Source organism: Chitinophaga sp. (assembly GCF_039596455.1).
Lineage (GTDB): Bacteria > Bacteroidota > Bacteroidia > Chitinophagales > Chitinophagaceae > Chitinophaga.
Genome location: NZ_JBCNJR010000001.1, coordinates 1,852,465 through 1,865,740, shown reverse-complemented (window position 1 = coordinate 1,865,740; position 13,276 = coordinate 1,852,465). Strand labels below are relative to the sequence as shown.

8 protein-coding genes are annotated in these 13,276 nt (G+C 53.1%); 1 reads left to right on the top strand and 7 read right to left on the bottom strand.

Going from position 1 to position 13,276, the window contains the following annotated elements; genetic code table 11:
* Positions 1–267 precede the first annotated feature (267 nt).
* The 6 genes from ABDW36_RS07650 to ABDW36_RS07625 all read right to left on the bottom strand — a co-directional run bounded on the left by ABDW36_RS07650 (position 268) and on the right by ABDW36_RS07625 (position 11,495).
* Entirely contained in the window at positions 268–1,563 is a 1,296-nt protein-coding gene (locus ABDW36_RS07650; RefSeq protein WP_343701292.1) for a glucoamylase family protein, read from the bottom strand.
* Positions 1,563–3,044: a RagB/SusD family nutrient uptake outer membrane protein gene (locus tag ABDW36_RS07645; protein ID WP_343701291.1), complete on the bottom strand. Its 1,482-nt coding sequence runs from the start codon at positions 3,042–3,044 to the stop codon at positions 1,563–1,565. The genes ABDW36_RS07650 and ABDW36_RS07645 overlap by 1 nt, the downstream gene beginning before the upstream one ends.
* A 41-nt stretch (positions 3,045–3,085) precedes the next feature.
* Positions 3,086–6,121, bottom strand: a complete 3,036-nt coding sequence (locus ABDW36_RS07640; protein WP_343701290.1) for a TonB-dependent receptor — start codon at positions 6,119–6,121, stop codon at positions 3,086–3,088.
* 206 nt (positions 6,122–6,327) lie between these two features.
* A complete protein-coding gene (locus tag ABDW36_RS07635) occupies positions 6,328–7,785 on the bottom strand; it encodes a sulfatase (RefSeq protein WP_343701289.1) in 1,458 nt (485 codons plus the stop codon).
* A gap of 85 nt (positions 7,786–7,870) precedes the next feature.
* Positions 7,871–9,247 (bottom strand): alpha-L-fucosidase, encoded by a 1,377-nt coding sequence (locus tag ABDW36_RS07630; protein ID WP_343701288.1) that lies wholly within the window; start codon positions 9,245–9,247, stop codon positions 7,871–7,873.
* Positions 9,248–9,341: 94 nt separating this feature from the next.
* Positions 9,342–11,495, bottom strand: coding sequence for an alpha-galactosidase (locus ABDW36_RS07625; RefSeq protein ID WP_343701287.1), 2,154 nt, complete (start codon positions 11,493–11,495; stop codon positions 9,342–9,344).
* Positions 11,496–12,187: 692 nt separating this feature from the next.
* Between ABDW36_RS07625 and ABDW36_RS07620 the strand changes: the two genes are divergently transcribed.
* A complete protein-coding gene (locus tag ABDW36_RS07620; protein WP_343701286.1) occupies positions 12,188–12,442 on the top strand; it encodes an HTH domain-containing protein in 255 nt (84 codons plus the stop codon).
* A 243-nt stretch (positions 12,443–12,685) separates the two neighbouring features.
* On the opposite strand, the gene ABDW36_RS07615 is transcribed toward ABDW36_RS07620, so the two are convergent.
* Positions 12,686–13,207, bottom strand: coding sequence for a hypothetical protein (locus ABDW36_RS07615; RefSeq protein ID WP_343701285.1), 522 nt, complete (start codon positions 13,205–13,207; stop codon positions 12,686–12,688).
* Positions 13,208–13,276 lie beyond the last annotated feature (69 nt).

Genomic DNA, 13,276 nt, shown 5'->3' with positions numbered 1-13,276 from the left:
TTTCCCATGGAATGCAGCAAAGGCATGTCAGAATAAAAATAAACATGACCTAGTTTTCATAACGCGGTGCCCTCCGAGGGCATATTTAAAAAAAGTTTAGTTGAATGACCGTGCGTTTAGATTTGTTGCAAACGTTTGCATTATTCTGGCTGCGGGGATAAAATTTATCGCCCTGAATATGATATGCAAATTATGCAATCGGTTGCACTTATTTAGCCTTTATTTTATCTTTTACTAGTAATAAATTCACATGTACCTGCTAAAATTTTAGCCGGCGGGCACCGCGGGACTGGTAAAACCCAGTGAACGGAGCCCTTGCCTTACCTCCGGGCAGCTCATGAAAAGCCGCCACAGCAGCCCGCTCCGGTAGTTTTCGATCATCACTACAATGGGCCCCTGGTCAATAGCCAGGTACTGATGGTCGTACCAGTTGACGGTTTCATTGAACGCATCGTAAAACCCGTATTTGCCCCACAGCTTGTTGCCCACCTTATTATAGAAGTATTTGAGGGCCTGCATGGAGTACTCAGGCGTATACGGGAAAGCGGAAAGAGCGGCCGTAGGCGTGATCACGCCAAGGTCATTGGTGGGAGAATGGGCGCTGTAGCCCTGGTGATTGTCACTGGCGGTCAGCCCCCAGCAGTCTGCGCCGTAGCCCTTGTACTTTTTGGGATTGTTGATGCAGTATTGCCGGTTAATGAGTGTATGATTGCGGTTCTGCTCCCAGTAATCCGCATAACGGTCTTTGAGCCCGCGCGGGTCAAGCCCCAGGAAAGAGTAGTGCGTAAAAAACAGCGGGCCGCCGTAATCAAAGCCCAGCGGCAGCTTGATGCCCAGGTACTCCCGGCCGTTCAGGAAATGGTTGCTCACGGTCCAGCCGCGGTGATACACGCGGGGAGAGATGGGATAAGTGGGAGATGAAGCACCCAGCACATAAGCTATCAGGCATTCGTTCCAGCCGCGCACCTGGTGGTTCATGGCCCATCCGTTGTTGGGAGACCAGTGCCAGTACAATACATCCTGTCCGTCTCTCGTATACCAGTCCCATTCAGCATCCCGCCAGAGGTTGTTGATCTTGTTGCGCAATTCCCTTTCCTTAGGCACGTCACGGTCAAAATACTGGCGCACGGCCAGCAGGCCCTGGAACATAAAGGCAGACTCCACCAGGTCTCCCCCGTCGTCTTTCCGGCTGAAAGGCACGGTTTTTCCGGTGGTACCGTCCAGCCAGTGCGCCCAGATGCCGTGGTAATGCTCTGCTTTTGATAAAAAGTTCACGATCTTCAGCATCCGCTCCAGCCCTTTTTCGCGCGTAATGAAGCCACGCTCTATCCCTACCAGTATGGCCATTACGCCAAAGCCGGAGCCGCCAATGGTCACCACATTGGGCGTAGCCGTGCGCTCCGGCGCCAGGCCAGACACAGGGTGGGCAAATGACCAGAAGTAATCAAAAGTTTTTTGCTGCACCAGTGTGAGCAAAGCGGAATCTCCCAGCTGCGGCCTCTTTTGCGCGGCAGCTTGCATAAACGTACTGAGCAGCAGTACTACGGTCAGGAATGTTCTCATTAATTATAGCCTGGATTTTGTGTCAACCTGTTATTACTCAAAAGTATCTGTTCCTGCGGAATAGGGAACAATTCATGTTTCCCGTCCACGAAATTTTTTCCGTGCGCGCGCATTACCTGCCCTGCCCTTCCCTGCCGCACCAGGTCCCAGAAACGGTCATGCTCCATGGCCAGCTCTACCCTTCTTTCATTCCATATCTTCAGCCGCAGCTCTGCCTGCCCGCCGGCAGCATTCGGCAAACCGGCCCTTTTGCGCACAATGTTCAGCTTGTCAAGCGCTTCTGTAACATTGCCCAGCTCGTTGGCCGCCTCTGCATAGATCAGCAGCAACTCCCCGTATCGCAGCACCCGCAGGTTTTTGGGCGTACGGTCGGGACTGCCGCAATACGGCTCCATAGAGCGGCTGTGGTACGCTTTGTAATTATACCGGTCATTCTCCACAGAATCACGGGAAGGTACCCTGAAACCATCCCACAACACGGTGCCGGCCGGCAGAATGGTGATGATGGTGGCATCTTTCCGCTTGTCTCCCGGCTCATATGCCGCCGCCAGGTCTGCCGTGGGATTGTTGAACCCGAAACCGAAATCCGTCCAGCCCCTGCGGGCGCGGATGCCCTGACTGTTGGCGTATAGCTCAATAGCGGCGTTGCAGGCGGCATTGGTACCCGTTTGCACTTCAAAGATCGATTCAATAGAATTGGCGCCTTTTACCCGCCAGATGTCCGCGTAATTGGACAAGGTATCGTACAGCCTTGAATCAATAACGGCTTTGGACAGCTCAAAGGCTTTCTGCCAGTTCTTCTGGTACAGGTACACTTTGGCCAGCAGCGTTTCTGCCGCTCCTTTAGTGATGCGGCCCACCGGGGTGGCGCCCTTCAGCGGCAGGTTATCTACGGCAAACTGCAGGTCTCCGATGATCAGCTCATAGATCTCTGCCGCGCTGGCCCTGGTCTGGAACTGGTCAGAATTGGCCTCTTCCGGCGTAGGCACTCTATCCAGCTTGGGCACCCCGCCAAAGGTGCGTACCAGATTAAAATAAAAATAACCGCGGAGAAAACGCACTTCCCCTATCAGTTTATTTTTCTCCGTTTCTTCCAGCGGAGACAGCGGCAGCTTGTCTAACGCCTGGTTGGCGCGGGCTATGGCCTGGTAGTAGCCCGTCCAGAAGTTCTGCACATTGGCGTTGGAAGCGCCGTAGGTGAAATTATCTATTTCCAGCGCGGGCCCATAGTCTGTGGGCGTGCTGCCTTTGTCGGCATCATCACTCACAATAGATGTGATGGTGATAAACTGCAGGCCATGTACATCGGGGCCAAAGCCGCCCAGCCACATCACGTTGTATACGCCGTTCACGAGGTCTTGCGCGGCGGTGGGGTTCGTTCTTATCTCTTCTTCCGTAACGCGGCCCTGCGGAGGGATGTCCAGGAAATCCTTGCATCCCGCTAAAAACATTATACCAGCAAGTATGATCAGTTTTTTCATGGCTATATTTTTTAACGGCCGGGTGAACCGGCCTGCATGGTTTAAAAAGTGACGTTCAACCCCGCTGCGTACGTTCTGGTGGTGGGGTACGGCATCAGCTCAATACCGGCCTCCAGCGGACTGGTAGAGTTTTGCAGGGAAATGAACCCGTCTGCCTTGGGATTGGTGGAGATCATTTCAGGCGAGAAGCCGCTGAACCGTTTCACGGTGAACAGGTTTTGCGACGTGAGGTATACGCGGATGCGCTCAATTTTGATCTGATCAAGCCAGCTTTTGGGCAGCGTATAACCCAGCGTGAGATTGTTCAACCTGAAAAAGTTACCTGACTCCACGAAGTAGGTGGAAGGCAGCGTGCTGGCCAGCAAGGCACGCGGGTCTGTGGAAGACGGGCGCGTGGGCGTCCAGCGTTTATCTGCGTAAGACGCTTCTATGTTATCTGTCAGCTCATAGCGGAACGCTTTTTTACCATTGTATATCTTGTTGCCGGCATTGCCGTAAAAATCCATGCTCAGGTCTATGCCTTTGTAGTTCAGGCCGGCGTTGATGCCGTAGTAGAGCTTGGGCTGGTAAGAACCGGCAAATATCTTGTCGTTATCATTGATCACACCATTGCCATCTGTGTCCCGATAGCGGAGGTCTCCGGGTTGTGCATTGGGCTGCAGCTTCTGCCCGTCTTTATTCACCCATGCGTCTACCGCCGCCTGATCTACAAATACACCTGCGGCATCATACACATAAAAACTGCCAATAGGGTGGCCGCTGGCAGTTTGCGTAACAGGCCCCTGCTGGCCTACGCCGCCGCGGAACAGCGGCTGGCCCTGGTTGAGACCGGTTACGTTGTTATCGTTCAGCGTAAGGTTGCCGCCAAAGGTGTAGTTAAAATCTTCCGAAATATTATCGCGCCACTGCAGGGTGAATTCCCAGCCTTTGTTCACGAAAGAGCCGGCGTTGGTGGTGTATTCATTGTCCGGGTCTCCCAGCAAACCGGGTATGCGCACGCTGACCAGGGCATCTATCGTTTTTTTGTGATAGTAGTTCACCTCACCGGTGAGGCGTTTGGCCAGGGTAGAAAATTCCAGGCCTACATCATATTCTTCCGTAGTTTCCCATTTAAGGTTACGGTTCTTGATGTCCGAGAGGCTGGTGCCCAGGGTAGGCGTGCCATTGAAAAAGTACAGCAGCCCGGAGTTGGCGGTAAGTATATAGAGATTGGAAGCAATATTGTCGTTGCCGATACGCCCCCAGCTGCCGCGGAGCTTCAGGAAATCGAACACCTGGTTTTCCCTGTCTTTCATAAAAGGCTCTTCGGAAATAACCCAGCCCAGGCCTACGGCGGGGAAGTAACCCTGCCGGTTATCTGACGGGAAGCGGGAAGAAGCGTCGTTCCGGAAAGATGCAGTGAGCAGGTATTTGTCTTTATACCCGTAGTTGACACGCGCCAGCACGGAAGTACGGGAGTACATATCGCCGTCAGAAGTATTCGTAGCGGTATTGGGGTCTCCGGCAATGAGGTACCAGAGGTTAACGCTGTTGGGCACATTGCGCCGCGCTGCTTCCAGGTAGTCTGCCCGGTACTTCTGCGCGGTAAAGCCCACCAGCGCAGTAACATCATGATCTCCGAAACGTTGCTGGTAGGTGGCCGTATTGTCCCACACCCATTCCAAGCCTTCTTCCTTTACCATGGTAAGCTGGCTTTCCGGCCGCTGCTGGTTGCCGCCTGCCACCAGGAAGGTGCTTTCATCATTAAGATATTTATCGTTATACCGTTTGCGGTTAAATACGCCCTGGTTCACGCTCAGACTGCTGCGCAATTTCAGGAAGGTCCAGGGCGAGTATTCCAGGTAGGTGGTGCCCTGCAGGCGGCTTTCTTTCAGGTTATCGCTTGTTTTGTCTGACGTGAGCACGGGGTTGCCCACGTTGCCGAATGCGGACGTATTGCCGTATTTGCCGTTCTGCATCACGGGTATTACAGGCGCTGCGCGATAGGTATTGGTGTAGATACCCTGCAGGTCTACATAGTCAGTGCTGTTGCGCATGTAAGACAGCTGCGCTACAAATTTCAGCTCTTTGGTGATGCTGTATTCCGTATTGGAGCGGATGGTGAGCCGTTCAAAATTATTCTTGTTCACCACGCCCGCATCCGTGAGATAGCCTGCGTTAAAGTAGTACAGCACTTTTTCGCTGCCGCCGGAGAGGGAAATGTTGTGCGTTTGCTGGAAGCCTTTGCGCAGGATAGCATCATACCAGTCAGTTGATACGTTATACGGCGGAATGCTGGCGTTTGGCGCCACATCCCTGAGGTATTCCGTATACTGCGTGCTGTTGGCCATTTTCACAAGGTTGGCCACTTCGCGCCAGCCTACGTTCACGTTGTAGCTCACTTCCATGGTACCGGCGCGCCCGCGTTTGGTGGTGATGATGATCACGCCGTTGGCCGCCCTTACGCCGTAGATGGCGGCGGAGGATGCGTCTTTCAATACGTCCATGGTCACTATGTCTGCAGTATTGATGTTGCGGATATCATTGGTGAGCACACCGTCTACCACGTACAGCGGCTCTGCGCCGGCCAGCATGCTGCCCGTACCGCGCACGCGCACCTGCGGCTGTGAACCGGGCGCACCGGAGCTGATGATCTGCACACCGGCCAGCTTGCCCTGTATGCCCTGGGTAGCCGTGTTCACCGGTTGTTTGGTGATCTCTTCCCCTTTCACGCTGCCGATGGAGCCGGTAAGGTCCCGCTTGCGCTGCGTGCCGTAACCCACCACCACCACCTGCTCCAGTTGGCTGGCGGAAGTGGCCAGTGTTACGTCTAGCGTGGTACGGCCTTCCAGGGGAATTTCCTGCGGTTCGTAGCCAATGAAGGAGAACAGCAGCGTGGCGTTGGCATCCTGCACTTCGAGCGTATAAGTGCCGTCAGGCTGGGAGACGGTGCCCTGGGTGGTGCCTTTCACCTGGATGGTAACGCCGGGAATGGGGTTGCCCTCCGCATCTTTCACCGTGCCTTTTACGGGCACGTAATGCGCAACCGCCAGCCTTGAAATGAATAGTAAATACAGTAGCAGTAAGCATGGTTTCATACACAAGCAGTTTTTGGTTTTTGCAGAGATGTACAGAGAGAAAAAGGACAGGCCGGGTTTCAGGGGGTACATCATGTACTACAACAGAGCGGGGTGAATGTTCAGTAACAACTGGAATATCTTGTGGAGCAGGAACTGGAACTGCCATAAAAAAAGCGGGCCGTATCAATACGATACAGCCCGCTTTTAACCAGGTGATCAGTTTATCAGTTCATGGCCACTCTTCCCGGTTCCCTCCGCTCCGTTCCTTTCATATTCTTCAGATCGTCTCCCAGCGTTTGCCGGTACTGGTCTGCCAGCGCTTCCAGCTCCTTCACCACTTCGGGGAACTTCGCCTGCACGTCCAGCGTTTCTCCAGGGTCTGCATGGAGGTCATACAACGCCAGGGGAACGGGAATATTGGGCTGCGCGCCGGGGAAACCATCGTAGCCCGGCAGGTTGTTTTTGTACGTGCGGGCTTTGTGGGGAAACACCAGTTTGTACCTCCCTTTGCGGATGGCTTCCAGGTTGTTGGTGCCATAGTAGTACACAAAATGGTCTCGCGGATTAGCGCCTTTTTCCTGTTTCAGGAGGGACAGAATGTTAAGGCCGTCTATTTTTTTGGCGGGCATTTTTGCGCCGCAGATGTTGGCCACGGTAGGCAAAATATCAATAGTGGAAGCCACCGCGCTGGTAACGGCGCCGGCCGGTATCTGGCCCGGCCACTGCATGATGCAGGGCACGCGCTGGCCGCCTTCAAAGCTGGTGCCCTTGCCTTCCCGCAGGCCGCCGGTGTTGCCGGCATGGTTGCCGAAGTTCAGCCAGGGGCCGTTATCACTGGTGAAAATGACCAGCGTATTTTTATCCAGCCCGTTCTCTTCCAGTGTTTTCAGCACCGCGCCCACGGAGGCGTCCAGCTCCTCCATCAAATCCCCGAAGAGGCCCGCGCCGCTTTTGCCTTTAAATTTGGAAGACACGGCAATGGGCACGTGCGGCATGCTGTGCGCCATGTACAGGAAAAATGGCTGTTTCTTGTGCTCGCGGATGAAACGGCAGGCGCGTTCTGTGTACAAAGAGGTCAGCTCCGCCTGGTCAGCCAGCGTTTTGATGATGCGCAGTGTATTGTTACCCTCAATCAGCGGCAGCGGCGGGTACTTGCCACGCCGGTTGGCGGTGTCCGTAATAGGCTTGCCATCGTAATCTACCGGCCACATATCATTGGAATAAGGAAGCCCCAGGTACTCGTCAAAACCGTTTTGCAGGGGCAAAAAGGGAGGCTTGCTGCCTAAATGCCATTTGCCTACCATGCCGGTGCTGTAGCCTTTTGCTTTCAGCAGCTCCGCAATGGTCTCTTCGTCATTACTGAGCGCGGTAGGCGCCGTGGGAAACAATGCGCCATGAATGCCAATGCGGTTGGGATAACAACCTGTGAGCAACCCTGCACGGGAAGCGGAACATACGGCTTGTGCCGCGTAAAAATGCGTAAAGCGCATACCGCGGGCGGCCATACGGTCAAGGTTCGGCGTTTTGTAGGGCCCTCCGCCGTAGCTGGCAGGATCGCCATACCCCATATCGTCCATAAAAATGATGACCACATTAGGCGTGGTCGCTTTGGGAGGAACAAAGCTGCAAATACCGGCCACAGCGGCGGCGAGTATTAGGCTGGCCAAAATTTTCTTTATCATACATTGAGCGGGTTTTTACTAAAAAAAAGGAACACTGCGCTAAATTTAACGCAGTGTTCCCAGTATTTATAATTTACGGCAATTTTTAATCTGCCAGCATCAGCTCTATTACCGGTATCTCTACATCCGGCTTGAGCACGGGCAGGCTCAGGTTCAGATCGTTCTCCGCCAGGCCGCCGGTTTTATATCCATGACCCACAGGGGCGCTGAAACGGATCTCCGAACCATCGTGCAGGAACTGCGCATATTTGATCTTGCCCTTGTACCCCGGCAGCGTGAAGTTTTGCAGGGGATAGTCCAGCAAATGCACGTACAGGCGTTTGGTAACGGGATTATAGGTAAGCAGGGTATTATCTGGCCGGGTGTACTGGTCTGGCGCCTGGGTGCAGCCGTAAATAGCGCGGCCGTTCAGCTCCATCCACGCGCCCATGCCGCTTAAGGCGGTATTGGCGCGGTTGTCAAACTTCCCGCGGGCGGTGGGCCCCACGTTGAGCAGCACATTGCCGCCTTTGCTCACAGATTCTATCAGCAGCACCAGCAGTTGCTTTACGTTCTTCCAGGTAGTTTCATCGCGGTAGTAGCCCCATGAGCCCGAGAAGGTCTGGCAGGTTTCCCAGGGTACGCGCTGGCCATTCTCTGTGGGCCAGGCGGTCACCTTGTACTGCTCAGGCGTTACAAAATCTCCCCCATCCGCATACTCTTTCAGGTCGAGCCGGTCGTTCACAATAACACCCGGCTGCAGCTTGCGCACCATTTTGATCAATTCTACGGAGTTCCAGTCGTTATGGTCTTTCCCGAATTTGCCGGGGTATGAAAAGTCAAGCCAGAGAATGTCTACTTTGCCGTAGTTGGTGAGCAGCTCCTTTACCTGGTTGGAAAGGTAAGTGCGGTATTTGCCCATATCCCGGTTTTTGTTCAGTACGGCATAATCCGCCTCATTTTTCGGGCGCAGGGGATGGCTGCGGTCTATGGTAAAGTCAGGATGATGCCAGTCTATCAGCGAATAATAGAACCCTATTTTCAGCCCTTCCGCCCGGAAGGCATCCACCCATTCTTTGATAAGGTCTTTTTTGATGGGCGTATTGGTAGCTTTATAGTCTGTGAATCTGGAATCGAAGAGGCAGAAACCATCGTGGTGCTTGGTGGTGATCACCGCGTACTTCATGCCCGCTTCTTTCGCTTTCCTGGCCCATTCACGCGGGTTATAGAGATCGGGGTTAAAATAATCAAAGTACTGCTGGTAAACGGAATCAGGTATCTGCTCCCGTGTTTTCACCCATTCGTGCCGGGCGGGCAGGGCGTACAAACCCCAGTGGATAAACATCCCGAAGCGGTCATTCGTCCACCATGCCAGGCGTTTTTCTTTTTGCTGCGGTGTTTCGTTAAACAGTTTCTTTTCCTGTGACGTGGCGCTTGTTGCCAGCAATAGGCCGCAAACAAGCAGCAGAACGTTGCGTTTCATGCTCATATAGATTTAAGAGGCGTACAAGTTAGGTTTTCGGAACAGCCTGCACTCATAGGATATTGGCCGGTATGCGTATTTTATTCCATCTCTTTTATTCTACCACCAGCCAGGTATAACCCTGTGCAGGTATGTTCACCTTCACTGCCGCGGCGTAGTTGCGCGCAAGCGTGTACTTGCGGGCAGGGCCTTCCTGTACCCGTATGCTGGCCGTTTTATCCAGGCCGGTGTAGTACAGCGGCAAAGCCACTTCCCGCGTAATGCTTACCGGCAGCGGGTTAAACAGCATTACCAGCGCTTTTTGCGGCAGGCGGGGGCTTACATGCATAAAGCCGTCCCAGTCCCGGCCATCTGCCCGGCGCAGGTGAATGATGTCTGCATTGAGAATGTTGCGGTATTTTTTGTACCAGCTAACTACCCGCTGCACCAGCTTTTTCGTGCTGTCTGTATCATACAGGCGCGGGCCCCGGTAACAGGCCTGCACGCCGGCGCCGTAGTATTGCATCATCAGGTTCTCATAGGCATGCAAGTGGTCTTTCAGCGGCTCCAGCGTGGCTGCGGCGCCCCCGCCATGGTACTGGGTAAGCGGCACGAACCCCCAGCCCATGGCGGGCGTTTTTTCCCAGGTGCCGTCAAAAATATTCTGGCGGTTGAGTATTACCTGCTGCTCCCTTGGCAGGGAAAAATTCACTTCGCGGTAGCCCAGTGCAATTTTATGCGTACCGTCCAGGAAATACCAGTCAGGCGCGTTGATGTACACGCCCATGGCGTTCAGCTCCCGGTAGAATCTTTTCTGCTGCTCCATTTGCGTCCACTGGGAGTCGTGAAGACCTTTGTGGCCGGGGTGTGAGGTGGAGGCGCAAAGGTCTCCGGGGTAAGGCCCGTCGTTCTCGAAAATATCGAAGCCTGTTGCTTTAATGAAGTATTTGATCTTCTGCAGGTAGGCAATGCCCCATTTACTGCCCAGGCAGGGCGCATGGCCGCCAAACATGGCGCCGCCCGGCTTGCCGGTGGCCGGGTCTATCACGTCATCCTCATCACTGATGCGGCGGCTGGAAAAAAGGGAATACCCGCCCAGCAGTATATTTTTCCGGTGCGCGTAATCTGCCAGCTCCCTGAACCGGCTGATGTTGACGGCGCTGGTATCTTCCATGTTCAGCCGGCTGCCGAAGCTCAGTATCACGCCTTCATAGCCGGTTTCCGCGCACTGGTCAATAGCCGCCTTCACTTTGTCTGGCGCTGTGGTGACCAGGTGCATGAAGATGGGGTTCTCCGTGGTCCATGGCGCTATGGTGCGGTACATGGCTCGTTGCGCCAGCCCGTTGCGTTCCCGGTCATAGCTGTCCAGCAGCAGTTCATACGTAGTGATGGAGCTGAACGTTCCGCCTGGCTGCAGCGTGATGTGAATACCCTGTTCAGGATACACTTCCAGCAGGCAGGGCGTCTGGTAATTATAGTTTACCTGAGAAGTGTAGGAGCTGTCTGTTTTCCAATGGGTGGTCTGGTCACTCAGGCTGGCCTTCATGGCGTTGTTGAACGAATAGTTGCTCTCCACGTAAATGCCGTGCGGCACTTTCATTTGCTGTACGCTTCCTACCACGGCGCTTTCTTCTTCAGGCGCGGCCAGTATTTCATTCACCACCTGGTCTACCTCCAACGGCCGGCCGCTGTTGTTGCGGATGCTGATGCTTTTGGAGAGAAGGGGAATGCCATCGTATACTTTATAGTGCACCGTGATCTCTACTCCTTTCATGGCTGGCTGGCCGGAAGTGAACACCAGGTCAAGCGCCTTGCATGCCGGTTGCCGCGGGTTACCGGCCCAGCGCCGCGGTTGCCATTGCACGTAAGGCTGCACTGCCGGCAGGGCATAACGTGTGTACACAAAATCCCCGTCGCCGGCTTTCATGGTATCCAGCCATGCGGGCACCAGGTAAGCTTGCTGCGGCTGGCCATGAAGGCCGCCCACACGGTAGGTGGTACCATTGAGCGTAACGCGCGCTTCCGGCTGTACGGCCCGCAGCAACTGCTCCCCGTTCATAAGGTTGCGGTAGTCAGTACACACCAGGTTCTGCCGCAGGCTGAAACTGCGGGAAAGCAGACCGTTGCTGAGGGTGATGGTACCAGGCTGGCCGGTTTCTACCCTGGCCTTGTAAGCGGAATTGTCTATCAGCCAGTCGCGCTGCTGCGCATGCAGGCAAAAGGCGCCTGAAATGCTGCAGACCAGCAGCAGAAGGAATTGCTTTATCATGCTTCAATTTACTGTTAGAACGTGTTGCGGCATGTAAAAAAAAGAACCGTTTCGATGTTTAGACAAAGTAAACAAAGTGCAAATATTCCAAAGGTATTATTTACGCCGATGCTTCCGCAATTTTAACCCGTCGTGTGGTCATCAACAGTTAACAGTGATTAACAACCGATTAACATTGATAAAAATATTTTCACTGTAACATTGCTGCAGCGAAATCATCTTTTTATATAGCTACCCGCTAGCGCTCCAATTTGATTTTCGACCACAGGCCGCCGCTTTTATACAAGGGCGGCCTTATTATTTTGACACCCCCGGTTTCATACTTCTGTTAACAAAAACCCCGAAATATGACATTTCTTTAACACGGCATTAACATTTACCACAAACAGATGAGCGTAATATTGGATATGCGTTTGAACACATATTTATCACAATATGCATCAAGCCCATGTTAACCATTGATTAAAAGGCAACCGGTCCCGTTCATGATTGGTTGCTTTTTTTTAGGCAGGATAAAATAATTACTGTAAAAATGTTGCAGTGAGGTATGTTAACTTCGAAGTATCAGTTACCCGTATAAATCCATTGCAACAAGGGATATGCATAACATTAAAGACATTTGCTACCATTGGCCTGATAAAATTTTTGACTGAAACCCGATTTACAATTTAGCTTAAACCCCCTGTTGATCCATGCCAAAGCGTTATTTCGAAAGACTACAGACCATCGACTATCTTATTCGCATCAAAGGTACCGGCAAGCCTTCGCAGCTGGCCAAGCGGATGCGCATTTCAGAACGTACGCTTTATGAGTTCCTCAAACTCATGAAAGACCTGGGCGCGCCTATAGAATACGATAGGTACAAGGAAAGTTACTATTATGGAGAAAAAGGTGGCTTTAACATCAAGTTCACCAAAAGTTTGATGACTGCCGCTCCCATGATGTGACGTTTCTTGTGAACGACTAGACCAACATGTTTGCGTAAACATGTTCAATTAACAAACAGGGCGGCTGGTTAACGAACTATTAACTCCGCCATTTCAGGCACTGTACTATTTTGATGCCCGTCATTCAGCAGGCATCAAAATAGAAGTGCCTTTTTTTGTTTTCAGCATTCCCGGCAAACTTCTTTTCTCATAACAAAGGTTTAGATTCTCAAAATGACTTAAATGGGTAAGGCAGGTTTCTTTTCAGTCACCTGCCGACCGTTCTTTCCGGTAGAGGCTTTCCAGCCCCGGCGCTATCCCATCCCATTGCGGGCCCGGCACGTAAGCATAATGCAGCGGGTCTGCCATAAGCCGTATCAGCTTTACGCCCTCCCCGTCTATTTTCCAAATGTTGGCGCCCCTGGCAACCGTGTCTGCCGCCAGGGTGATGTTCAGGATACTGTCTGCCAGCTCCATGCCTTGCAGATCAAAGGCGCAAGGCCGGCTGCCTTGCAGGATGAGCAGGAAATCCCGGCCGCTCCGCAGCACTGCGGGCTCCCGGTTGCTGCTATCTACACAATCTGCTACCTGTAAGCTGTCCGTCAGCACAAAAGCAAAATAATAACCGCCGGGCATATTGCCGGAAAGCACCGGCTGGCCGCAGGGTTGGTGAAAACGGTAGTCTTCCAGCAACAGATATCCCGCTTTCTGCGGCGGGGCAGGCAGCTGCCGGCAGGCGCCCAAAGCCGCCAATGCAAGAATGGATATGAGGGGTTTGAGGGGCATGCTGTAATTTAATATTTTACTGGCTGATGCTGATACCATTTTAGCGGCCGTTTCCAAATTACGGGGCCA